Origin of the sequence: Photobacterium carnosum (assembly GCF_021236965.1) — a bacterium.
Lineage (GTDB): Bacteria > Pseudomonadota > Gammaproteobacteria > Enterobacterales > Vibrionaceae > Photobacterium > Photobacterium carnosum.
This window is the reverse complement of the sequence record NZ_WMDN01000025.1, coordinates 26028-52612: the sequence shown is the minus strand read 5'-3', so window position 1 is coordinate 52612 and position 26585 is coordinate 26028. Positions and strand designations below refer to the sequence as shown.

14 protein-coding genes are annotated in these 26585 nt (G+C 38.6%); 3 read left to right on the top strand and 11 right to left on the bottom strand.

The window, feature by feature from the left end:
• Positions 1–115 precede the first annotated feature (115 nt).
• A complete protein-coding gene (locus GLP24_RS17185; protein ID WP_232616314.1) occupies positions 116–9922 on the top strand; it encodes a T1SS-143 repeat domain-containing protein in 9807 nt (3268 codons plus the stop codon).
• A 392-nt stretch (positions 9923–10314) separates the two neighbouring features.
• Here GLP24_RS17185 and GLP24_RS17180 read toward each other — a convergent pair whose 3' ends face one another.
• A complete protein-coding gene (locus GLP24_RS17180; protein WP_232616313.1) occupies positions 10315–12558 on the bottom strand; it encodes a peptidase U32 family protein in 2244 nt (747 codons plus the stop codon).
• Between the two features lie 416 nt (positions 12559–12974).
• Between GLP24_RS17180 and GLP24_RS17175 the strand changes: the two genes are divergently transcribed.
• Positions 12975–13358 carry a hypothetical protein gene (locus GLP24_RS17175; RefSeq protein WP_232616312.1) on the top strand — a complete coding sequence of 128 codons (384 nt, stop codon included), beginning with the start codon at positions 12975–12977 and terminating at the stop codon, positions 13356–13358.
• 73 nt (positions 13359–13431) lie between these two features.
• On the opposite strand, the gene GLP24_RS17170 is transcribed toward GLP24_RS17175, so the two are convergent.
• The 8 genes from GLP24_RS17170 to gcvH form a co-directional block, all read right to left on the bottom strand.
• Positions 13432–14049, bottom strand: a complete 618-nt coding sequence (locus tag GLP24_RS17170) for a TPM domain-containing protein (RefSeq protein ID WP_232616311.1) — start codon at positions 14047–14049, stop codon at positions 13432–13434.
• The gene (locus tag GLP24_RS17165; protein WP_232614376.1) at positions 14049–14780 is read right to left on the bottom strand and encodes a TPM domain-containing protein; all 732 of its coding nucleotides are present in this window, start codon (positions 14778–14780) and stop codon (positions 14049–14051) included. The genes GLP24_RS17170 and GLP24_RS17165 overlap by 1 nt, the downstream gene beginning before the upstream one ends.
• Entirely contained in the window at positions 14781–15380 is a 600-nt protein-coding gene (locus tag GLP24_RS17160; protein ID WP_221945266.1) for a LemA family protein, read from the bottom strand.
• 249 nt (positions 15381–15629) lie between these two features.
• A complete protein-coding gene (locus tag GLP24_RS17155; protein ID WP_407951515.1) occupies positions 15630–16625 on the bottom strand; it encodes a succinylglutamate desuccinylase/aspartoacylase family protein in 996 nt (331 codons plus the stop codon).
• A 40-nt stretch (positions 16626–16665) separates the two neighbouring features.
• Complete coding sequence (yfcC, locus tag GLP24_RS17150; RefSeq protein ID WP_227990496.1) at positions 16666–18141, bottom strand: putative basic amino acid antiporter YfcC; 1476 nt, start codon at positions 18139–18141, stop codon at positions 16666–16668.
• A gap of 471 nt (positions 18142–18612) precedes the next feature.
• Positions 18613–19728 (bottom strand): HD-GYP domain-containing protein, encoded by a 1116-nt coding sequence (locus GLP24_RS17145; protein ID WP_232616308.1) that lies wholly within the window; start codon positions 19726–19728, stop codon positions 18613–18615.
• 242 nt (positions 19729–19970) lie between these two features.
• Complete coding sequence (gene gcvP / locus GLP24_RS17140; protein WP_232616307.1) at positions 19971–22850, bottom strand: aminomethyl-transferring glycine dehydrogenase; 2880 nt, start codon at positions 22848–22850, stop codon at positions 19971–19973.
• Between the two features lie 21 nt (positions 22851–22871).
• On the bottom strand, positions 22872–23252 hold the full coding sequence (gene gcvH / locus GLP24_RS17135; protein WP_101767642.1) for a glycine cleavage system protein GcvH: 381 nt from the start codon (positions 23250–23252) through the stop codon (positions 22872–22874).
• A gap of 249 nt (positions 23253–23501) precedes the next feature.
• Here gcvH and gcvT point away from each other — a divergent pair, with 249 nt between their 5' ends.
• Positions 23502–24623, top strand: a complete 1122-nt coding sequence (gcvT, locus tag GLP24_RS17130; protein WP_232616306.1) for a glycine cleavage system aminomethyltransferase GcvT — start codon at positions 23502–23504, stop codon at positions 24621–24623.
• 81 nt (positions 24624–24704) lie between these two features.
• On the opposite strand, the gene GLP24_RS17125 is transcribed toward gcvT, so the two are convergent.
• Both GLP24_RS17125 and GLP24_RS17120 read right to left on the bottom strand, forming a co-directional pair.
• Positions 24705–24878 (bottom strand): hypothetical protein, encoded by a 174-nt coding sequence (locus GLP24_RS17125; protein ID WP_232575839.1) that lies wholly within the window; start codon positions 24876–24878, stop codon positions 24705–24707.
• Between the two features lie 316 nt (positions 24879–25194).
• The gene (locus GLP24_RS17120; RefSeq protein WP_232616305.1) at positions 25195–26307 is read right to left on the bottom strand and encodes a M20/M25/M40 family metallo-hydrolase; all 1113 of its coding nucleotides are present in this window, start codon (positions 26305–26307) and stop codon (positions 25195–25197) included.
• Positions 26308–26585 lie beyond the last annotated feature (278 nt).

Here is a 26585-nt window from a genome sequence, read left to right as displayed (position 1 = left end):
TCAAAACGTTAATGTTGAAGTCAAAATCATCCAAGAACTTCCCCTTGATCATAAAGATTCAGGTAATAGTACTTATGTTTCTGTCGATGGTGATGACATTACGATTAAAGTGCCCGTGCAAGCCAAAGACACTGACGGCGATCCATTAGATAACCCAGCCACGATTGATATTACGATTAAAGATGGTGCTAACCCTGTATTCGGTATCGATAGCGGTACTACTATTACGGAAACAGAAACTGGTGTAACTGCAACTGGAAAGATTCCACTCGATGTGGGCTCAGATGACATCGCAAATATTAATTTCACATTGTCTCAGCCGACTCTTGAGCATCTTGTTTCTAATAATCAAGCGACTCGCTATGTTGTTAATGGTAATGAAATTCAGGTTGTTATCGACGGCGGTACGAATGATGGCGAAGCAGTCTTAACCATCACTATTGCTAATGATGGTCATTATATTGTTGAACAACATCAACCTATTGAGCAAAATAATGCCGCGGGCGATAGTGTTAATATTGAGCTTGGTGTTGTTGCGACTGATGACGATGGTGATACGAGTAATACGGGTCAATTAGAGATCCATATTAAGGATGGTCTAAACCCTACAGGTGAAGGCGTTCAAGCCAATATTACTATTACAGAAGGGGATTTAGAAAATCCTCGCCCAGGAAAAGGTTACCCTGTTGTTGGCTCCGGACAATTTACTGTTGATGCAACTGATGATGACTTAGTCGCTAATTCGTTAACAATTACTGATAGTGTTAAGTCGACATTGTTAACTGAATTAAATGGCCTTACATCTGATGGTGAAACGTTAAGTTTTAATGTTGAGATTGGAGCGAATGGCGTCATTACCATTACTGGTGTAACCGCAACAGGCGGACACGAGGCAGTGACTATTACGATGACACCATCATCATTAGCAAATGGTGATGTCAGTGTCGATATGACTATTCAACAATCACTACCATTAGATCATTTGAAATCTAACGGTACATTTGTTGATGTTAGAGGCGGTAAAATTACTATTAGTGTGCCTGTTCAAATGCAGGATACTGATGGTGATGCGCTAGAAAAACCTGTTGATGTCAACATTACGATTAAAGATGGTCAAAAACCGTCATTTGGGAAAGATACGTCAGCAACCTTAGAAGAAGATATATCAGGTCAGGCAACTGGTTCAGGCACAATCAATGTTGATACTGGAAGTGACCAAATAGAAAAAGTCTATTTTGGTAGCGAGCAGGCATCATTAAATGGTTTAACTAGTAATGGCCATGCCACAAGTTATCATTTGAGCGCTGATGGATCGAGTGTGATTGTTGTACTGCAAAGTGATCCGTCTCAGGTTGTGATGGAAGTAAGTATTGATATTGATGGTCATTATACCGTTACCCAACAACAACCGATTGATCAAGTTGATGATAAAGCGGCTGATAATGAAAATATCGACTTAAACGTTTATGCACAAGATCATGATGGTGATGTCAGTAAGCCAGGCCAGATTACGATCAATATTCATGATGGTAATAATGCGGTAGGTGGTGAAACAGGTTCAATTATTATTACTGAAGGTGATTTAACCCCTGCTACTGGTCAACAAGGTTATCCTGTTTCAGGTGATGTTAATATTGACGTTAAAGCTGGGGTGGATCGCCTTAATCCAACCACTGCGACCATTGATAGTACTAAACTCACGGCATTGATTGATGAATTACAATCAGAATTAACCGCAAATGGCGCAAAGATCAGCTTTAATTATGATCATAGTACTGGTGTGTTAACGGGTACCGCTAGCGGACATGTTGTTATTACAGTCACGGTGTCGGCAACCCAAGCAACGAATGGTCATGATGCTGATATTAAGGTATCTATTACTCAGTATTCCCCTCTTGATCATAGTGGTAATACTGACGGTGGATTGGTTACTGTTGATGGCGATAGAATCGTCATTGATGTACCAGTACAGATACAAGATACCGATGGTGATTATCTTGGTGGTGATAGCGATAACTATATTAATGCTCAAATCACCATTAATGATGGTACTGGCCCAGTGATCACTGCGGCTCCTGCTTTAACCGTTGAGGAGAGTGATTTAGCTTCAGGCTCAACACCATCAGGGGATGGTGAATCTGCTCTTGGCGATATTATTGTTGATTCAGGGAGTGACTATATTTCAACTTATAAAGTTGATGTTGACTCTTTTAATCAACAAAATGACATAACCTCGAATGGAAATAAGATAACGTTATCGCAATCAAGTGAAGGTACTTATCAAGGTATTGCTGATGGTAACGTTGTGTTTACCTATTATTTGTTACCAACAGGGCGCTATATTTTCCAATTGCATGGGACTATAGATCATCCAACCCAAGGTGAAGATCAATTAACCATTGAAATTCCGGTGTACGCCATTGATAAAGATGGCGACGTAAGTGGTAGTGTTAATATTGATGTCACCGTGAAAGATGATATTCCATCGGTTCACAATGTGACATTAGCGACGGTAGAAGATAGTTCGACAACGCAAGAAAATGTGATTACAGCAGCGGGCGCTGATGGTGCTGAAGTGACAGCATTGATTGTTGATGGTCAGCATATTGCGTTGTCTAGCTTAGAGCAATCTGGTGAATATCGAATCTATGAAGTGAAAGATGGTACGCAAGTATTAGGCGATCTGATGATCAAGCCTAACGGTGATACTTACTTTATAGCCAAAGATAACATCTCTCAAACCCAAGAAGATCTGATTAAAGAGATTGGTTTTGAGGTCACAGATGGCGATGGTGATACCGCAACGGGCACAATTACATTAGATATTTCCGATAAAGACGCCACATTACAAGTTGAAAATAGTATCGGTGAAGAAGAGGATGGTCGTCATTCTACCGATGCTACAGACAACGTTGATCCTAATCGTGGTGGTATTGAAATCAATATGACCATTGACGGTGGGGATAACGACCGTGGTGAACATATTGGTACGGTAACTATTCAGCTACAGACACAAGCACATGGTATGTTTATGTATAACGGCCAACCACTTACGGTTAATAGTGATGGCAGTGTGACGTTACCACCGGCCGCATTTATTGTTGATAATACCAATCCACCGGATGTGAAGTTTACTTTACAAGGGGTTACTTTTGTTCCTGATGAAGATTATTCAACCTCATCTTCGGGCATAAAATTTGATGTAGTTGCACAAATTAATACCACCGATGGCGGTAATCATCCAGTAATGAATGGTGAATTTTTCGTTAATGTTCAAGGGATTGCAGATACACCTGTTTGGAATGCAAGTTCGGTTGATCATTATGTCACTACAGAAGATCAGAATAATGTCTTGCTCAATGTTGTCGCTGATTTACAAGATACTGATGGTTCAGAAGTGCTATTTTATTTCATTACTGTTCCGATTGAATACCAAGATAAGTGTACTTTAGAAATTGGTGGTCAGTTATTAACTGAAACTTCACCAGGTTCTGGTGTATATAAAGTGACAGTGAGTCAGATGGCATCAGTTGAAGTTAATCCAGTTGATAACTTCAGTGGTGATATTAAGTTAACCATTCAAGCACAAAGTAAAGAAAATAATAACTTTGTAAATGGACATCAATTTGCTGATTCTGCAGAGAAAACAGTCATTATTAATGTAAATCCTGATGCTGATAATGGTGAACTTAAAGTAACGCGTGTTGAAGCAGATGAAGATCAGCGTATTGATTTATCAAGCCATATTACGTTGATATCATTGGATGATAATACTGATGGATCTGAGACTTTATATCTGCAAATTTCAGCCCTGCCTGAAGGGGCGGTGTTGTATGTTAATGATCAGTTACTGACTCCAAATGCTGATGGTGTATATGAGATTTTATACCAAGAACTCAGCGGCTTATCAATGCAACCACCATTGGACAGCAATGTTGATTTCAGTATTACCGTTAATGGTGTTGTGCGTGATGACGCACAAGTGACAGATGCTAACGGCCAAGTGACGACTGAGACCAGTGAAAAAATCATCGGTCCTCAAACGATTGATATTGCTTTAACTGGGGTTGTTGATCGCCCTGAAATCGTCTCTGATAATCCTGATTGGACACCATTGGATAATGGTCAACACGGGTTACAAACCACCATTAAAGAAGACAGTGAAGCGACATTCGACTTTAAAGTCATCTCTGGTGAGCACACCAATGCTGATGGTCATACCGATGGTTCGGAAACATTAAGTGTGGTTATTTCAGGAATCCCAGAAGGTACGGAACTTTATGATTCTAAAGGTAATTTGCAAACATTGGTTTATGCAGGTGAAGACAGTGATGGTCAGCCAATTTATCAGGTCGATCTTGCCTCATTAACGGATATAGTGATTAAGCCGCCTCATAATAGTACTGAAGATCTTCATCTTGATGTACGAACTGTCGTTACTGAAAATGATGGTGCGAGTACGAGCTTTAATGGAAAATTAGTGATTCATATTACCCCTGAAATTGATGCGGATAATTACACTACCGTTTCTAAAGGGTTAGAAGATGAGTCGACAGTAGTTAACTGGCAGCCTTCTCTTTCTGACAGTCAAGAACATATTACAGGGTTAGTTTTAAATGGTTTACCAGTAGGTTATCAATTATTTATTAATGGAACATTATTGGCAAATGGTGGAACAGGTAGTGTTGAATTTACAGATCAACAACTACAGACATTACTTGATGGCGGTAAGCTTACAGTAACGGCACCTCATAATTCAGATCAAGATATTCAGTTAACATCGACGGTTACCGTGTCTCAAACGGATGTTGATGGTGATAAAGAAACCGTTACCAAAGATATTACAGGTACATTAGACGTAGATATTAAAGCTGTCGTTGAGCCTGATGGTAATCTCATTATTGATGATAACGGTACGGTGGTTACAACAATTGCATCTAGTAGTAATGGTGTTATTGACCTGTCAAATGATGCCAATTCTGATGGTAAAATTGTATGGGAAAATGATGATACTTCAAGCTCTGAAGTGATCACTCAAATTGTATTAGACCCTATTCCTGAAGGCTTTGTGATTATTGGTGGTATCAATAATGGTGATGGCAGTTGGACAGTACCGCAATCCGCTTTAAATAATCTTAAAATTATTGCACCAGAAGGCTATAACGATAAGTTAACACTGAATATCAATGCGCTTGTTCAAGATATGAGTGATGACGGTGACGTTAGTAATAAAGTTGAAGAGAAAGGCACTATTACACTTGATTTTAGCGCTAATACTGAAACTAATGATAAGCAAGCGGCTGATATTATTGTTGATGATAACTATATTGTAACGGGTGACGAAGATCATTCTATCGATCTCGGTCAGCAGATGATGGATCATATCGTTAAGGTAAGTACCGCTGGCGGCGAGCAGGTACATGATGATTTTACCTTGGTAATTAACGCCAATGATTTACCCGCTGGAGCGTCTATTTCTGGCGCTGAATTTAATCATGTTACTGGTGAATATGTATTAAAAGTATCTGTTGGTCTTAATGGCTCGATTGATCTTTCAGATGTTAAATTAAACCTTCCAGTTGACTATGCTGGAGACTTTAAATTTGATGTTAAATATGTCACCACTGATACTGAAAGCGGTGACTATAAAACGCAAAACGACACTATTGCGGTTCAAGTAGCCCCTCAAGTAGATGGCCCTAGTTCGGTCACAGTTACAGTTGTTGAAACCGAAGGATTGAATGCAGATAAGCAACCAATCTCAACCTCAGATGATAAACAAGAGCAAGTTTACGATAATATTGCGTATGAAGATGGTGATATCAAACTTGATCTTTCTGTTAGCTTAAAAGATCTTGATACCTCTGAAACCAGTGGTAAAGAAACAGTGCAATCAGTAACACTGACATTAGCTAACACTAGCGATGGGGTATTTATTGATGCGGATGGTAACGTATTAGGAACATCAATTACGGTTGATCAAAGTCAACTTGATAATATCCATTTCCGCCCGACATTAGATTTTAGCGGCAAGGTGGATATTAATGTTAGTACAACCGTGGTTGATACTGCTATTTATGACCAAACGACAGGAGCAACAGTTACAGACAGTAAAGTGTTTGATAATACTGTTAGTTTTGATGTTATTGCCGTAAATGATCAAGTTAAATGGCAAGGTATTGATACTCCGATTGTTGGAGATGAAGATACTGCTATTCCGCTTACTGGAATCAGTGGATCGTTAGAAGATATTGATGGTTCTGAACGTATCGTTTCTATTAAGTTAGAGAATGTACCTGAAGGCTTTATTATTGAAGGGGCAGTCAATAATGGTAATGGCGTATGGACGATTACAGCATCAGGTGAGAGTTTTGATTTAAGTGATATTAAAGTTCGTCCACCCCATGATTTCAGTGGTAACGTTGATTTTGATATAGTGGTTTATTCAAAAGAAGACTCACTTGATAAGCCCGCAGAAAATCGTGAAACGATCACCATTGATGTTAATCCGATTGCCGATAAAGTGGATACCGATGTTGATCCAAATGTAAGTGGTGACGAGAATAGTCCTATTACGCTGGATTTGGGTATTCAAGCTTTTGATGATCAAAAAACCATTAATAATCCAGGAACAAATGTGCATGAGAATGGTGCAGAATCATTACAGATCACCATTACTAATGTGCCAGATTCAAGTTCATTTACTCTTCCTGATGGCGTTGTTGGTAGTGCAGAAAAACAACCTGATGGCTCATGGATTATTAAAGTAACAGGATCCGATCTGGATAGGTTGATTTTTCATCCAGGTGACGCCAATAATCAAACCGTTATTGATGGCAGTATTTGGAATGGCGACTTAAATCTAGATATTCGAGCCGTGGATAATGGGGTTGTTGGTACAGACAGTGTTGCTGTTGATAAGACGATTCACGTTGATATAACACCGGATAATGATGCTCCAGTAAATCATTTACCAGCAGATCCACTAACGGTAGATGAAGATGCGACGTTAGTGATTAGAGATCTACAAATCACAGATGTAGATAGCAATGATCATGATGCCGTAATGGACATGACCGTTACGTTAAGTGTTGAACATGGGCAACTTGCTATTGCTGCGGGTGCTGATGTCTCTGGCTTAACGATTACCGATAATGACGATGGTAAATTAGTTATTCGTGGTGATTTGAACCTAATTAATACGCTGTTAGATCAAGGTATTAATTACACTGGCGATAAAGATTTTAATGGAACAGATAGTCTTACTATGACTACCGACGATAACGGTAATTCAGGCGCAGGTGGTGCATTAACTGACACCGATAGCATTGATATTACGGTTACTCCTGTTAACGATGCGCCAATTAATACCGTACCCGCACCATTTGATGTTAATGAAGATGGTAGCCATGTTATTGCCGGATTGAGCATTGCTGATGTTGACGCCAAAGAAAGCGGTACTTCTGGTCAAATGACGGTTGAGCTTAATGTTGAACATGGACAACTATCGATTATTGCGGCTGATACGCAAGGGCTAACGGTTACCGATAATGGTGATGGTAAGCTCGTAATCAGTGGCGATATTGACAAGATTAATACCTTGTTAAATGGCGGGATTAAATATACAGGTGATACGAATTTCAACGGTAATGATCAGCTAACAATGACCACATCGGATAATGGTAATGTTGGTAGTGGCGGCGTATTAACAGATGTAAGTACGGTTGATATTACGGTTACTCCTGTTAACGATGCGCCAATTAATACCGTACCCGCACCATTTGATGTTAATGAAGATGGTAGCCATGTTATTGCCGGATTGAGCATTGCTGATATTGATGCTAAAGAGAGTGGTACTTCTGGTCAAATGACGGTTGAGCTTAATGTTGAACATGGACAACTATCGATTATTGCGGCTGATACGCAAGGGTTAACGGTTACCGATAATGGTGATGGTAAGCTCGTAATCAGTGGCGATATTGACAAGATTAATACTCTGTTAGATGGCGGGATTAAATATACGGGTGATACGAACTTCAACGGTAATGACCAGCTAACAATGACCACATCGGATAATGGCAATGTCGGCAGTGGTGGTACATTAACAGATGTAAGTACGGTTGATATTACAGTTGTTGCTGAAAATGATGCACCAGTAAACGAAGTACCAACAACAATAACTACGAGTGAAGATACGGCTACGGTTGTTGATGGGCTTACAGTAACAGATGTCGATTTTAATGAGCTTGCTAATAACGAAGGAATGTCAGTTACTTTATCCGTTAACCACGGCTCATTATCAATTACTTTACCTATCAACAGTGGCGTTGAAGTTACTGATGATGGTAGCGGTAATGTGGTATTGAAAGGCTCAATGGCAGATATTAATACTGTGCTTGATAGTGGTGTAAGTTATACCGCAACTGAAAACTTTAGTGGCAGTGATGAACTGACTATTACGACAACGGATGGTGGCAACACTGGAACCGGTAGTAGTTTATCTACTACCAATAAAGTTAATATTACAGTAACGCCAAAAGCAGATGCGCCATCATTGAGTTTAAGTACCGATCATCTTCAAACTGCTGCGATTCAAAGTTCATTAGGAACAATGTTACCGTTGATTGGCTTAATTGTTGCGGCATCGGCTGATGCTTCTGAGACACTTACTATAAAAATTAGTGATTTAGGCTCAGCATCGATTGTTGATAAAGCGGGTAATGTTATTGGTACTGATTTAGGCAATGGCGAGTGGCAGATTACAGCTCAGGATTTAAGTGACGTTTATATTAAAGATCTTGATCAAGGTAGCCATACTATACGCATGGAAGCAGTATCAACAGAATCTGATGGTTCCCAAGCTATATCACCACCAGTAAACATCAATGTGGTTGTTGATGACCTTAGTGCTACTAATAATGTGATTGGTCAGAATAGTGCTTCCGACCAAGCTAATTTAGTGATTGATAGTACAGCACAAGCAACGTTATTGGGCGGTGATGGAAATGATATTTTGGTCGGTGGGTTAGCATCTGATATTTTAGTTGGCGGTCGAGGCGATGATATCTTATGGGGTGGTGATCTCGATGGCAATGGTGATGGTGTTAAAGATACCTTCCTATGGTCTGACAGTGATTTTGGTACTGCTAATGCGCCAGCAACTGATACTATCATGGATTTTGAAGTGGGTATTGATACCATTAGTTTGGGTGATGCACTTGATAGCCAAAATATTCAATCTTTAGATGACCTTAACAATCGTCTAAATATTATTGAGCAACAAGGTAATACCGAAATTCAGATTTTTGATGACCAACATCGAGTGGTGCAAAATATCATTTTGAATGGTGTTAGTCACAATGATCTCTTTGGTGACAATACTACCAGTATGACTAACGAAGATAAGCTGGATTCGTTACTTAATAGCGGTAATCTTGAATTGGGTGATAACTTTGGTAATCAACAGGACAATACATTAATTGCTGATAACCAAGGCGAATCATTATTTGGTTTTGATGGTAATGATATTCTTGTTGCTGGCCAAGGTAATGATATTTTAACTGGCGGTAGTGGTGATGATGTATTTACATGGCATGAAACGTCGCTTTCTACCATATCAAATACTGATACCATTACCGATTTTGAATTAGATAAAGATCAAATCAATATTCATGATTTACTGACTGATGATGAAAATGCTAATTTAAATATGGATGATTTATTAAGCCATGTAAGTGCGGATGTAGATGGCAAAGGTAATGTTAATCTTGAGGTGAGTAGCCTTGAAGGTAAGTCGCAGCATATTGTGTTAGAAAATATCAATCCACAACAAGACTTAGGTCTAGCCGATGGGGCATCATCTGCTGATATTGTGTCATCTTTGTTTAGCCATAATGCATTTCAAGTTGATAATACTAATTAGTTATAACTATAAGTTCAATTAATTCGTTTGTATTATTAGTTTTAAAATACTTGATTACCACTATTTAATTATGGTTGTTAAATAGTGGTAGTCAGGAAATATGATAAACATAGGGTAGCTATGAATTAATTATAGTAATTGAAATATGTGAGTGCTCAGATTGATATTATATCGAATAAGCAGCGTAAACGAGCAGAAGTATACATTGAGAATAATTGAGTGAAATTGATGTCAATGTGGAACAAAATGGTTGCATATCCTAAAGCCGATTGTGTTGTACAGTCGATACATATTCCAGCATAAAGCATATAAACAAAAAACAGCCCCTAAAATAGCAGGCTGTCTAATATTATTTTATTTTGTTGTTTTGAGACTAAATTATACCGCTACGCTTATAAACCTTGAACATATTGGGCATTAGTTGATATAGGTACTAAATTATCCAGTTCAGCTTTAGCATCATCATTACCAGCAAGTAGTGCTTCAAAGTGTTTGATTAGTTCTACTTTGTCTTGTTCTTGCTTAGAACCTGCACCGATATTGGTTAAATCAATAAAGAACTCGTCAAATAAATGCGAGAAATCATTCACTGCATCAAAGTTTAAGAATTGCTCATGGTTGTAAATGCTTGGGTAGCCACCTTTTTGTTTATCAACCGCAAACGAAATACCTTTCACATTAGTAATGGTTGTCGCTTTTTCACATTTCAGCATACAGCCAGCTTCAATGGCTGGTTTCTTACAGCCAACGGTTTGTTGGAAGAAACATTGGCGACTGGTCATCATCAGAATGGGATGATAAATACTGTAACAGAGCTTAAAGTTTTCTGGACAGGTTATGTTTCTGATTTGACCACGATTAATCTCGTTAGAAATAAAGGCACCAGTACAGTTTAATTCTTCTTTTAACGTAAGAAGGGCGTGTGAGTTGGTCGTATTTAAGAACGGTCCTGCGATCCACTCGATACCCATTTCATAAGCTTTATAAGCAATACCAGTATTATTAGTTACGATACGCTTAGGTTTCACTTGCTCAAGGATTTTGACTGATTCTAAGTAATCTTTACCAATTAATACTGCCGGGAACCAAGGAATCAAACGTGGGTTTTCTTGTAATAACGTAATGTGTTTAAGACAGTTCTTTTTCAAGCTTTCAGGGAGTTTGAAGTAGATATCAGCATCTGTTACATCAGCAAGGTGTAAATCTTTTTCATTGGCAATCAGTAACGATAGTTTAGGTGTTGATGATACTTTCTTGTGTTTAGGCAATGCAGGTAAATCAACATGCTTAATTACGTTACGAGAGCCATTTAATAAGAATGCCGCTTGGTTTTTTAGATCCGTAATTTCTTTAAACGGTACCGTTAAGTTGGCGTCAAAGTTGTCAAAGTTCATTGGCACTAGATCAAACGTTGCATTATTAAAACTACGGAAGCGTTTATCAATCGTTTCTGGTGTAATTGCAATCTCATCAGCAATGCGTAATAACGAATCAGTTTTTACTTCAAATGATGTGTTGTCCGCCATAATATTAAGCGTTAGCGGCGTGTTTTCTTTGGCAGTAAAAGCAAATGTTAGAGTGACTTTATCAATGCTTAAATCTTTAATTTTGTCGGCTAGTTCCGCGCCTAGTGCATTTTTATCATTATAAAGATCCTGTTTTACATCATGGATTTGAACAACGGAGATAGCATCACTTTTTTCAACCGCATAATTGACACTGTTATCACGCGGGTTATCGGTAAACATTTTCTTGTTGAGATCGCCCTGTAAAAATGAGTTGGTGAAACTACGGTTAAAGACTTTATGTAAGTTGCTGTCGTCAGCTAATAACTTACCCGATTCTATGAAGTTATTGATCTGCTTACGCCATGTATCAACCACGGTGTAAACATAGTGAGCACCTTTAATACGGCCTTCGACTTTTAACGAATCAACCCCTGCATCGACCAGTTCAGGTAAATCAAAGTAGGCTGAATTATCTTTTAAGTTAAGCGGGAAGCGATGACCTTCAGCGGTCACTTCGTATTCGTCACGGCAAGCTTGACTACAACGACCACGGTTTCCTGAGTTACCGACACTGACTGAGCTTGAGTAACATTGACCAGAGAAGGCGATACATAGCGCGCCATGGACAAAGACTTCGGTTAATACATCATGATCATGAGCGACGGTTGTTAATGCTTTAATCTCACCAAGGTTGAGCTCACGCGATAAGTTAACTCGTGTAGCGCCGATTTTGTGTAAGAATAAAATCTGACCTTCGTTGTGGGTTGTTAACTGAGTAGAAGCATGGATATGTAATGATGGGAAATGTTTTTTAACAATGTTGAAGATACCCAAATCTTGTACGATGATGCCATCAATGCCACTGTTAACCAGTTTATTTAGCAAGCGTACCAAGCTAACAACCTCGTGTTCTAATATTACGACATTGAGCGTTAAGAAGACTTCACAGTTGTGCTCATGTGCCAGTCGTAATACGCCATTTAGCTCATCATATGAAAGATTGGAGGCGCGGTTACGGGCATTGAACATATCTAAACCACAGTAGACGGCATTTGCACCAGCAACAATCGCCGCTTTAATTGCTTCTACGTCACCACCCGGTGCCAATAATTCTATTTTTCTACTCATGCGAAATAACCCACTCAATGCTTTTCTTGTAATTTTTGAGGGGGCATTCTATCTGTATCTGTGAGGTAATGCCATAAAATAGGCTTTTGTTGATATAAATCAATCAGAGAAATATAAATATGTGCATGCAAAGCTGGATAAGAGGAACGTTATAACGTTGCATTACAATTGTGGGTGACTACAGCAACATCAAGGTTACTTATAACGGGCGAATTACAACATATGGGTGTCCAATCATCTTTGTTCTATGCTTTTTATCATAATTTTATGATTTTCTTATTGATGCATAAAAATAATAATTATTGTGATGAAGTACACGATTATAGCTATCATTAATTCGTAGGCATTTATTTTATAAGAGGAAATGGATAAGGTGCTTGGTAATAAGCATGATAAATATAAAGATGGAGTTTTATGTGAAAAAGGTATTTATTATTATATCATTAATTTTTCTTTATGGGTGCAGTGATGCTCCAAGTACCTCTGTAATTAAAAATGAAATTGAACAAGGGTTACAAGAATCTAAGTTCTCAAATATTCTTGAGTTTCAAAACATTAAAAAAGTAAATGGTTTTGAAGAAAGTAATAAGATATATATTGCTGATATTACTTATGATATTCATTTTCTAAAGGGATTAAATGAAATTAAACAAGAGAGTAAAGGTAATTCTCTAATGTCTTCCTTTGGAACAATGGCTCTTTCTATGCAATATGGTAATTTTAAGGCTGGAGATATACAGCCTCAAGAACTAAAGTTAACAAAGATTAAAACTGAACAGGGATGGAAAATAAAAAGCTAGGGTTTTAAATAAATTGTTGAAATAACCTCAGGCTATTTCAACAATTAATATTAGTGGTGAATTGTTTCACACGTTAATCAATAACGACTAAACAATTCGGTAATTCATTTTTTTCTTCCGTGTACGGTAGGGCGTTAGTTAATAATTTACCAGATTGCTGTAAACACTGAATAAAGCCTTCAAATGTTTTTCCTGCTTTAACATCTTTGGTGAAATCTCGGACTATGCTTTGCCATGCTTCATCACTGATACAATCATTAATGCCATAATCTGTTAAAATTTCAACATAATGCTCAGCTTCGCAAACAAAGATCATTACCCCTAAATGCTGTTTAGTACGATGAACACCATTGGCTAAAAACTGCTCACGAGCAACCAGACTTGCACGGCGATGTTTAACTACTTTTGGTAATAAACTGTACTTAATAGCTGGAATACGAAAGATCAATGTAAGAACAATAAAAGCAGCTAATTGCACTAATAGAATATCCGTTAGCTCTAACCATAATGGAGTAATGATTAACAGTGCAGGAACAAATAGCGCAATAATGGCCGCCCATAAGGTTGGGACAAAGTAATAGTCATCAGCCTTTGTTGCCATTACGGTAATTAACTCGGCATCGGTGGTTTTTTCCATATCACTGATGGTTTGGCTAATTGTTTGTAGTTGTTCATTTGTAAATAATTTCATTACCATCCTCCTGATGCACCGCCGCCGCCAAAGCCACCGCCGCCACCACTAAAACCACCACCGCTGCCGCCACTACTACCTCCTCCGAAACCACCGCCAAAGCCACCACTGGTGAAAACATCACCATCGCGGCCATAATAGGTTGAACGGTTGCGACGACGACGGCTAAAGGCAACAATTTGAATGATCACTACAAGTAAAATAAACAAATAGAAATCGTAGGGTGGTTTATCTTCTGTCGCAACAGGTTTGTATTCACCATGGATAGCAGCAATGATTGCAGTTACACCATTATCGATTCCCGTTGCGAACTTACCGGCCTTAAAAGCAGGTTTAATGTGATTATTAATAATGTTAATTGCAATCGCATCAGGTAATGCACCTTCTAAGCCATAACCGACTTCGATACGCATCTTTTTGTCATTTTTAGCGATAATTAACAATACACCATTGTCATGTTGTTTTTGTCCAATCCCCCAAGCACGACCGAGTTGATAGCCATAATCGGCAATTGGAATGCCATTGGTTGATGGTACGGTTACTACCACCACTTGGTTGGACGATGATTTTTCTTCTGCGGCAAGCGTTTGTTCAAGCTGTTGAGTTTGAGTTTGATTAAGCATATGAGCGTCGTCGACCACTCTCCCTGTTAATACAGGGAAAGTGATTGCAGCCAATACACTCTGGCTGACAAACAACAAAAGCCCACAGATAAGTAGGACTTTTTTCATTTAGAATTCAACCTTAGGCGCAACATCAGCGTTAGGTGTTGTTGCTGTGAAGTTAGGTTTGATTTTTAGATCGCTGTACATTGCCCAGTGCCATAAACGACCAGGGAAAGTGCGAATTTCAATATTAAAGGCTTTCACTGCATTGATGTAATCACGACGTGCAACAGCGATACGATTCTCTGTACCTTCTAGCTGTGCTTGAAGTGCGATAAATTGTTGGTTAGCTTTTAGATCAGGATAGCGTTCTGATACAACCATTAATCGAGATAACGCACTGCTTAGTTGACCTTGAGCGGCTTCGAATTTCTTAAAGGCTTGTGGGTTATTTAATGTTTCCGGCGTGACTTGCATCGATGAAACTTTAGCGCGAGCTTCTGTCACTGCGGTTAAGGTATCTTTTTCGTGAGCAGCATAACCTTTAACGGTTGCAACTAAATTGGGAATTAAATCTGCACGACGCTGATAGTTATTTTGCACTTGTGCCCAATCAGCATTAGCTTGTTCATCAAGGGTCGGGATGGTATTGATACCACAGCCTGTTAGTTGTGTTAGCAGTAACACGATAAACAGATATTTGATTGATTTGAGATATTTCACCATAAGATTCCTTCTATTATGCTTTAAAGGGTTATTATTGCTCAAGTAAAGCATACATTGCACCATTATTGGTAAATGATCTTTGATAATTATGACAAATTAACGGTTAGTGGTATTTATTTATATGATCTTGGTGGAAAGAGAGAGCGGTTAGGTGGGTAAAATACTTAATGGAAATGAGCGTTAGATTAATAATAACCCATGCTAATCATTCATCTAGCATGGGTATTGTGATGGCGTACAACTTAATGGTTAATCGTGAATAAGACGTACAATTAACGCCCCTGCGTCACGTAAAGCATCCGTATTATGGCTTAATACTATGCCATCACGAGGAGCGGTATAACGTTTAATTTCATTACCAAACAGATCATATTGCGTTGCGATAATATCGCCCTTGCTTACAGTCGCTAGCATCTCAACATTTGCGAGTGTTATTCCGCCAACATCAGCCTGAATAGAGGTCACGTTATCCGCTTCTATCGCACAAGGCGTCAAGGTTGCTGTTGTTAAATGGTGTTGGTTTTTAATAATTTGCATAACCCCCATAACAGCACGATTAATTAACGTTGGTTGAGTAATCTTACCACTACCCACTTCAACAGTGATCGCGCTAACGCCATGTTGATTCCAAACAGTTTCTAATACACCGTGATCACCAGGATCATTTAAGATCGCATCTGGTGTCATTAATCGCGCCATCGCCAGTGCTGATTCAATCCGGAAATCAGCAAACACATACAATGGGTAACAGGTTCCCGTGGTTTGAGTGTGGAGATCTATCGCAATATCGGCATTTGGTAATAATAAATGCTGCCATAATTGAGCAAGGTAACGTTCAGCGGCATTACCTTGATTGTTACCGGGGAAATAGCGATTAAGATTCACGGTAGACAAATCTTGATCAGCACCGTGAAAATCACGATGGTGATGAACAATACCCGATAGATTAATCGCTGGAACAATAATTACGCTGCCACAAATGTCAGTATGTTGTAGCTGACGAGCCAGTTGTTGCGCGGTTAAAATACCATTGAGTTCATCCCCATGAATGCCTGCGGTGATCATTACTTTTTTACCCGCTTGCTGGCCTTTAAATATCCATATGGGTAAATGTTGATCTTGATTTAATGCATTAGTTGCAACGTTGAACCAAAACTGATGCTGCCCAATAGCGAGATCGTCAACATTTAATGCTGAAATCACCGCAATATTATTAATAATGTCACCCGAGAGTTGGGTCGTTATTATATTGGTATTGGTATTGGTATTGGTATTGGTCATATGATTAATTAAATCCAGCTAAGTGAGCACAAACAACCGTCACACTTGAAGTAACGAACAATAGCAACATAAAGCGCCAGCTAAAACGGATCCAATCACCCCAATCAATACGACATACCCCTAATGTTCCCATTAATGATGCTGATGTTGGTACCACGATATTGGTAAAACCATCACCTAACTGGAACGCCAGTACGGTTACTTGACGAGAAACACCAGCAATATCACCTAAGGGGGCGAGTAATGGCATTGTAAGTGCGGCTTGACCTGATCCTGATGTCACAAAGAAATTAAACACGGATTGGAATAGATACATGATCCATACTGCTGCTACATCAGGAATACCACTGATTGCGCCACCCGCACTGTTTAAAATGCTATTGAGTACGCTGGGTTCATCGGCTGAGCCATCACCAAGAATGATTAATACGCCTTTAGCACAACCAACAAGTAGAGCAGGGGCAAGCATGACAGCAGCACCTTCTTTAAATGAGGTTGCGATATCATTTAATTTCATATTATTAAGTTTAAAGATAACACCAATAATACCGGCAATAAAACCCATAGTGAAAAATTGAGATGCAATTTCAGGAATATACCATGCGTGTGCCACAACGCCCCATACCACCCAACCGGTTGTGATTGCTACTGTTGCGATGACTAAGGTATAACCAATATTCCATTGTGATGATTGAACTTCTGCTGTTTTTTCACGTAAAAATTGATCAGTTTTAAAACTATAAGATAATTCTGGATTACGTTTGATTTTCGCTGCATAACGCATGGTAAAGATAATACCCATCAAGGTAAAACCTACCCATAGTGGAAGGCGAACTTCCATACCAGAAAGTACGGGCACTCCAGCAATACCTTGTGCGATAGCGACAGAGAAAGGGTTCATCCATGATGATGCAAAACCGACTTGAGTGGCGACATAAGTGACCATTACCGTGGTGATGCCATCGTAACCAAGGCGCAGCATCAAGGGTGCAATAATGATGGCAAAGGCAATCGCTTCTTCACCCATACCAAAAACAGCACCGCCCAATGAAAACAAGACAAATAAAGCAGGAATGAATAAAAAGTCATTGCCTTTTGTTTTATGGATCAGCGCCAGAATACCAGCATCGATGGCACCAGTACGCATGACAACACCAAAAGCGCCACCAATGACGAGCATGAACATAATCACGCCAATGGCTGAGCCCCATTTATCACCAGAAACTAAGCCTTCGAACATAAAGTTCATTAAGCCAATACCGCCTCCAGCACTAAAAAATCCAACGGTGTTATATATTTTTTCACCATTAGCATCAATAGCATATTTAAAAGAAGCCGGATCAATAACGGTACGTGTTTTTTCTACACCATCAGCAATAAAGCTTACTGCATGTTGAGTAAAACTGCCTGCTGGAATGAGATAAGTGAGGATAGTTGCTAATACGCCAACGATAAAAATGATGATTAATGTGTCAGGTATTTGCCATGATTTTTCAGCATCAGGTGCTTTAGGATGATCGATTGAATTGTGCAAAATATAATTCGCTATAAATTGATAATGTATGCATAAAATATCAATTATTATGCGTTATTTATCAATTTCATCTTCTTGTCGTTACCATAAGTAATATTACATTTCATATCGTATAGGTGAATATTTATTGGCTGTAGGAATAATACAAAGTTTTAATGAGTTATTTTTTATAAATATGTATTCGTTATTCTGTTTTTTATTATTTTTATCAATTTTACCTCGTTAATTTTAGCTCGAAATCACAAATTTAATTTCGTATTCTCGGCTAAATATTATGATTATTAATGAAAATAAGGAAAAATTAGCGATAACAGGCTTTTAATATTTTGGTGATGCTGCTTTAATCTGGTATTAGCAAGCAGCTATACCATTAGATGGTATAGCATTAAATAAGGATAAAATTGTTATTTTCAAGTGCTATACGGGTAGTTCTTCTTCAATAACATCAGGATAACGGCTTTGAATCAATGTCACTTTATCGAGAGAATGCAAAATGGCATCAATACAAAGAGGATCAAACAGTGTTCCTGATCCATTGATTAAATACAGTTCAACATCTTCTATTGACCACGGTTGTTTATAAGGCCGATGGCTTAATAGCGCATCAATAACATCTGCAACTGTCACAATACGCGCTTCTAATGGGATCTCGATGCCTTCTAGTTTATCGGGGTAACCATTACCATCGTAACGCTCATGATGATGCCGAATAATATTAAGAATAATATTGAGCTCTTGATGATTATCGTATTTAAAGGTGGTGAGTATATTTGATAGAAGTTGACACCCTAATTCTGGGTGTTGATTCATAACTGCTCTTTCTTCATCAGTATATATTTCTGTTGAATATAATATTTCTTCTGGAATTAAAGATTTCCCCACATCGTGCATGTCAGAAAAATGATAAACCGAATCAACAAAATCACCATTACATTTGCCTTTTTTAACCAAGTAAAGCCCAATTAAACGACTATACTCAGCAACTCTTTTTAAATGATTTTGAGTTTCAGGATCTTTATGATGACTTAATAACAAAACGGTTTTAACAATAGAATGAAATGCTTTTTTATTATTGAAATCATCAGTGATTAGTAAGGTAATTAGAATCGAAAAAGTAGTGAAATAATCAACTTTATCACTAAAGAAATCTTTTATTTTAGCGTTAATAAATAACACCCCAATAAAGGTATCGTTAGTATAAATTGGGCATGCCATACTTGAAATACAGTGGCTTTGTAATAATCGTAAATGAATTTTTTTTACCGACGATTGATGAGATAACATGTTATCAATAATATTCAGTTCTAACGATGAACGCATTTTACTTAAGCGCGGTGATTGAGCGATAGAGGCAATAAAAGTGGGAAAGTTATCGCCATAATCAGGGCTACGATAGACTGAATATAGATTATCGTGATCGTCCATACGTGTAACGGCAATACCAATAATTTCAGGGTGAATTTTTTGGACGGAAGAAGTAAAGAGGTTTAGCCGTTCATTGAGTGAACGTTTAGTATTGAGAAATGAATACATCAATAAGTCCTTTTATGATCATATGCATGTTGATTTATATTTGATCAAAGAACGTAACTTGTATAGTGATTTGTTTGTTTTTGGTGTCAATATTTGTAGGTAATGTTAAAATTTTTGATATGTGTTGTGGATTTTATTTTTGATGTATTTATCAAAAACGGCAGTTCAAATATAATGAAGACGAATTAAGATATTGAGTCGCCTTCATTATCATAATCTTATAAAGGTATTAATAGTTATTATTACTTATCCATATAACTATCAATATTAGGGCAAGAACACACTAAATTCCGATCCCCATAAACATTATCAACCCGATTGACACTTGGCCAGTATTTGGCATTTTTTGTATGTGCTGATGGGAAGCAAGCGATATCTCGGCTATAACAATGTGTCCATTCAGCGGTTCGTAAATCAACTTGGCTGTGGGGTGCATTGACTAATGGGTTATCTTCCAAAGACCATGCTCCGGTTTGTACCTGATTAATCTCTTCACGAATGGCAATCATCGCGTCACAAAAACGATCTAACTCAGTTAAATCTTCTGATTCTGTTGGTTCAATCATTAATGTGCCAGCAACAGGGAACGACATTGTTGGCGCATGAAAGCCGTAGTCCATCAAGCGTTTAGCGATGTCTTCTTCTGAAATACCAGAGGCGGCTTTAATCGGACGAATATCAATAATACATTCGTGGGCGACGCGACCTTGTGTTCCTCGATATAACACTGAGTAATGTGGACGTAAACGTTCCATCACATAGTTGGCATTTAAAATGGCTAACTCGGTCGCTTGTTTTAGCCCTGCTTCACCCATCATTGTAATATAAGCGTATGAAATAGGTAAAATAGAGGCAGAACCTAATGCTGCTGCTGATACTGCATATTGATTGTTCTGTGGCTGGTGGCTATCAATGTGACCGGGTAAGAAGGGACTTAGGTGTGATTTAACTCCGATAGGACCCACACCAGGGCCACCACCGCCATGTGGAATACAGAAAGTTTTATGGAGGTTTAGGTGTGAGACATCTGAGCCGATAAAACCCGGGCTGGTTAATCCTACTTGGGCATTCATGTTTGCGCCATCAAGATACACTTGACCACCAGCGACATGGACACGTTCGCAGACTTGTTGAACACCTTCTTCATAGACACCATGTGTTGAAGGGTAGGTGATCATAATGCAGGATAAATTATCGCGGTACTGATCAATTTTTGTTTGTAAATCATTAAGATCGATATTGCCTTGTTCATCACAACCCACAACGACAACTTGCATCGACACCATTGCCGCAGAAGCCGGGTTGGTACCGTGGGCTGAACTTGGAATTAAGCATATATTACGGTGACTATCGCCATTGGCTTGATGGTAACGCTGAATGGCAATCAGACCTGCATATTCACCCTGTGCGCCTGAGTTAGGTTGCAGTGATACGGCATCGTAACCCGTGATGGTACATAACATGGCTGATAGCTTTTGGGTTAATTCTTGATAACCCAATGTTTGAGAATTAGGCGCAAAAGGGTGTAATTGACCAAATTCAGGCCACGTAACAGGGATCATTTCAGCCGCAGCATTAAGTTTCATGGTGCAGCTACCGAGCGGGATCATGCCGTGGGTCAGTGAATAATCTTTATTTTCAAGTTGCTTCATGTATCGCATCATGTTGGTTTCACTATGATAGCGATGAAAAACAGGGTGCGTTAGGTAATCACTTTGGCGTTGGCAACGCGTTGGAATTGCAGCAAATTCGTCATTGGTAATTAGGCTACTGTAATGATCAATCGATAAGGCTTTGCCAGTTAATAATGTGAGTAATATTTCAATGTCATCAGCTGATGTGGTTTCATCAATACTAATGCCGAGTTTATGATCATATTTACGAAGGTTAATACCAGCATCTAATGCTTGTTGATAGAGGCTATCAGTATTCTCTGCCGTGAGTAAAGTCAGGGTATCAAAAAAGGTAATATTTTCAATGATAAAGCCATTATCACGTAAACCTGCGGCTAATATAGCGGTAAGGTGATGTACCCGCCGTCCTATTTTTTTAAGACCTTCAGGTCCATGATATAACGCATAAAAAGCCGCCATGTTGGCAAGTAAGGCTTGAGCGGTACAAATGTTAGAGGTCGCTTTTTCACGACGAATATGTTGTTCACGGGTTTGCATTGCCATTCGAAGCGCACGGTTGCCCTTTGAATCTTTAGATACTCCAATCACGCGGCCTGGCATGGTGCGTTTGTACTGATCTTTGGTTGCCATAAAGCCAGCATGTGGTCCACCAAACCCCATTGGAACACCAAAACGTTGTGCGCTGCCAATCACCACATCAGCACCCATTTCACTGGGCGGGGTTAATAACGTTAATGCAAGTAAATCACTGGCAACGGTAACTAAGGTTTTGTTGTTATACGCGGTGGTAATAATATCGGTTAAATCATCAATTTGACCATTGGTGGCGGGGTATTGTAATAAACCACCAAACACATTGTGATCATTCAATTGTTGAGGTTCACCAATAATGATTTCCACCCCAATAAAGTGCGCACGTGTTTTAACAACATCAATAGTTTGCGGATGAACATTAGCGGCAATGAAAAACTGCGTGCTTTTACTTTTACCAGCACGAAGACATAACGTCATCGCTTCTGCGGCCGCCGTTGCTTCATCAAGTAGTGAAGCATTTGCCAGATCCATGCCCGTCATATCCATGACTAATTGCTGAAAATTAAGCAATGACTCTAAGCGGCCTTGTGAAATTTCAGGTTGATAAGGAGTATAAGCGGTGTACCAACCTGGATTTTCTAGAATATTGCGTAAAATTACATTTGGCGTATGGGTATTATAATATCCCTGTCCAATATAGCTTTTATTAACAATGTTTTTAGCCGAAATTTGCTTGAGTGATGCAAGCATATTCGCTTCGCTTTGAGCGGGTGGTAATGCCATTGGCTGGGGTAATGCGATGGCCGCTGGCAGCGTTTGCTGAATGAGCTGTTCTATACTGGATGCACCAATTGTCGCCAACATTTGCTGTTGTTGCGATACGCTAGGACCATTATGGCGCTGAGCAAAACTAGTATCATCACTGAGGGCATTGAGCAGTGTGGTCGAAGTCATCTTTCTTTCCTTGGCGGTGGATTATTCTTCAACGATGGAAGCAAGGTAAGTATCACTGTCGATTAACTCGTTGAGTTGCGATATATCATCTAATTTAATGGTCGCAATCCAACCGCCATTATAAGGGTCTTCATTAATTAACTCAGGACTATCATCTAAGGCGCTATTGGTCTCAAGAATTTGTCCGCTTACCGGTGCGTAAATATCAGACGCCGCTTTAACCGATTCTACTAATGAAAAGGTTTTGCCCGCATCAGTTACATCCCCAATATCAGGAAGATCAACAAAAACGACATCGCCTAATAATTTCTGTGCATGATCTGAAATGCCCATTGTAATGGTGCCGTCACCGTTATCACGTACCCACTCATGACTAGCTGTGAATTTTAGTGTCATTTCCATATATATACTCCTTAGTTGCCATATTGTTGAGACGTTATGTTAATTAATATTGCGATTATTTATTTTTAAAGCATGAATGTTATTACATTGGGTTGAATTCTACGTAAGCGTTTGCTTGTTGTCATAGCTATTTAACAATATTGCGGATCTGATCAAGATATCAGTCTTTGGCTTTTCCGTTCCTATAGCGCTTTTGGTAGGGTAAAACAATCATTGGATAACCTTTGTTGCTACTGGGAGTAGATCATCATGTCTCAACATTTATTACAGACCCCGTTGTATTTTATGCATGTCAATATGGGCGCTAAAATGGTGCCATTTGCTGGTTATGAAATGCCGGTTCAATATGCATTAGGCGTTAAAAAAGAGCATCTTCATTGTCGTAATGCAGTGGGATTATTTGATGTTTCTCATATGGGACAACTGCGGCTACATGGCGAAAATGCAGCTAAAATGCTTGAAACATTAGTACCTGTCGATATTGTCGATTTACCTAAAGGAAAACAGCGTTATGCTTTTTTTACCAATGACATGGGGGGTATTAAAGATGATTTAATGGTGACAAATTTCGGGGATCATCTGTTTGTTGTGGTTAATGCCGCTTGTAAAATGGAGGATATTGATCACTTACAGGCTCATTTATTGGCAGATGTTGAACTTGAAGTCATACACGATCGAGCATTGTTAGCACTTCAAGGACCTAAAGCGGTTGATGTATTGGCTCAATTAAATCCTCAGGTACGTAACATGGTATTTATGGATGCGGTTTGTATCGAACTGTTAGGTCAGGAATGTTATGTCAGTCGTTCAGGTTATACGGGTGAAGATGGTTTTGAAATTTCAGTGCCAAATTCACATGCGGTAGCATTAGCAACCATATTACTTGACGATAAAAATGTTGAATGGATAGGGTTAGGGGCGCGTGATTCACTGCGTTTAGAATGTGGACTCTGTTTATATGGTCATGATCTTGATAATACCACCACACCCGTTGAGGCGAGTTTATTATGGGGAATAAGTAAAAGTCGTCGTGCTGATGGTGATCGTACGGGGGGGTTTATTGGTGCTGATATTATTTTAGATCAGATAGAAACTAAAAAGATAAGTCGTAAGCGAGTGGGTTTGGTTGGCCAAACTAAAGCACCTGTACGAGAAGGCTGTCTATTATTTGATGGTAATAATAATCAAGTGGGGGTTGTAACCAGTGGGACTTTTGGACCATCGATAGCGATGCCTGTAGCGATGGGTTATGTTGCTACAATGTATAGCGATCTTAATACGGTTTTATTTGCAGAAGTCCGCGGAAAAAGATTACCAATGGCGGTGACGAAAATGCCTTTTGTTGCTCAACACTATTTTCGCGGTAAATAAGCATTTTTATTGAGGCGTATATATGTAGTGGCTTGATGAGCTTGTACGCCTCATTATTGAATGGACTTTTTCATGATATTTTTATAATTTATTAGTATTATTAACATCTTTATAAACAGATTTAAACAGTAGTTGAAACCCTTCTTTTGTGAGTTCATTTGCTTCTATTTGTGCGGCTGTTAAGCGTTGATAACACCCAGATAATACTTTAATAAATAGATCTTTTTCTTTAGGTGTAAGCTTTTTAATATCCATTGTTAAATCTTCTATTTAGGGTATTGCAATTTATATATAAAATATTTTTTATGGTAACTATAAAATTTATCTATAGTATTTTATTATTCAACAAGTGTAATAATAAAATAGGCTTTCAGAGTATATGCTATTTAAATCTATTCTGATAGAGGGTTATTTATGCAGTATGATAAAGTTAATTGTTAATAATATTAATTTGTTATTTAGCTTAATAAGTATATTTATAAATACAATGTCTCGCTTATTGTTAAAATTAATAAAAACAAGTAAGACATTGTTGTTGTTTTGTTTGATATTGTTATATTTGCAGTAAATATTAGTTATTGCTGCATAAATAAGTGTACATGAACTCAGTGATTTTTGTCATGTCATCAACAGTAATAAATTCTTCTGTTGTATGAACTTTACTCATACCTGTTGATAAATTGACTGTTTTTAAACCTTTACCATTAAACACATTGGCATCACTACCACCACCAGTTGATTTGGTAAACGGTGTTAAGCCATTAACATTAAACGCCGCCATGATACTTTGTACGTGGGGATCATTGTCTTCAATGTGGTAAGCATTGTAAGAACGGTTTGATTCAATATTAATACTCGCACCATGTTTTGCGGCTGCGTGTTCAAATGTCTCAATCATATGTGCGGTTTGGCGTTCAAGCTTGGTGTCATTTAAAGAACGGGCTTCTGCTGCAAGATAAAGTGACGGCATTACGATATTAGTGACTTGCCCGCCTTGAACCACACCGATATTAGCGGTCGTTTCTTCATCAATACGTGATAAACGCATATTAGTAATAGCGTCAGCAGCAACGGTTAACGCATTAATACCGTCTTCTGGTGCTAAACCTGCGTGGGCTGATTTGCCGGTGATTGTAATTCGCAAGCTTTGCTGACCGGGTGCAGTGGTTACGATGGCACCAATGGCACCGCCTGAATCTAATACAATCGCTTTATTTGCGGTGATATAGCTCATATCAAACAGTTTTGAACCTTGTAAACCACCTTCTTCGTGAACGGTAAAAGCAAGCTCAATTGTTTTATGATCACGATTATCTGCTTGAATACAACGTACCGCTTCCATAACGGCAGCAATACCTGATTTATCATCCCCACCTAAAATGGTATCGCCTTTTGAACGAATAATACCATCTTCAATAATAGGTTCGATATCATTCCCCGGATTCACCGTATCCATGTGACAACTAATCGCAATAGTGTCATTAATATTGCCGTCTAAACGTGCATAAATATTAAAACCATTAGAAATAGCTTCTGGTACGGGTAGGCGATGAACGCTAAAACCTAATTCACCTAATTGTTCGGCCAGTGTTTCGGCAATCGCTTTCTCATTGCGTGATTCGCTGTTGATTTTGATCAGTTCAATGAAATGGTTAATAAGGCGTTGTTGATTAATGGTAGACATAATTTTAATTTCAAGTAGTCATTGGATGTTATGACTGTAAACGTAAACAGGCGAGTAGAGCTTGGGGCTAAATCAAATTAAATGAGGATTTATTAATAAAAATATCAAATTATGCAGGGTGAGTCTTATTTTTCGAAGGTTGAGGTATAAGGTTAAGAGATACAAGGTTTTGAGATAAGAGGGACGAAGTGCGAGACTTTGAGAGGAAGATGATAATAAAAAACCACCGTTATTATAGTAACGGTGGTTTTTAGTGCTATCTATAAGCTAGATAACAG

Excerpts from the sequence above, each read along its gene's own strand:
- GLP24_RS17180 (WP_232616313.1), bottom strand. The coding sequence starts at position 12,558 with ATGAGTAGAAAAATAGAATTATTGGCACCGGGTGGTGACGTAGAAGCA.
- GLP24_RS17170 (WP_232616311.1), bottom strand. The coding sequence starts at position 14,049 with ATGAAATTATTTACAAATGAACAACTACAAACAATTAGCCAAACCATC.
- GLP24_RS17165 (WP_232614376.1), bottom strand. The coding sequence starts at position 14,780 with ATGAAAAAAGTCCTACTTATCTGTGGGCTTTTGTTGTTTGTCAGCCAG.
- GLP24_RS17160 (WP_221945266.1), bottom strand. The coding sequence starts at position 15,380 with ATGGTGAAATATCTCAAATCAATCAAATATCTGTTTATCGTGTTACTG.
- GLP24_RS17145 (WP_232616308.1), bottom strand. The coding sequence starts at position 19,728 with ATGTATTCATTTCTCAATACTAAACGTTCACTCAATGAACGGCTAAAC.
- gcvP (WP_232616307.1), bottom strand. The coding sequence starts at position 22,850 with ATGACTTCGACCACACTGCTCAATGCCCTCAGTGATGATACTAGTTTT.
- gcvH (WP_101767642.1), bottom strand. The coding sequence starts at position 23,252 with ATGGAAATGACACTAAAATTCACAGCTAGTCATGAGTGGGTACGTGAT.
- gcvT (WP_232616306.1), top strand. The coding sequence starts at position 23,502 with ATGTCTCAACATTTATTACAGACCCCGTTGTATTTTATGCATGTCAAT.
- GLP24_RS17125 (WP_232575839.1), bottom strand. The coding sequence starts at position 24,878 with ATGGATATTAAAAAGCTTACACCTAAAGAAAAAGATCTATTTATTAAA.
- GLP24_RS17120 (WP_232616305.1), bottom strand. The coding sequence starts at position 26,307 with ATGTCTACCATTAATCAACAACGCCTTATTAACCATTTCATTGAACTG.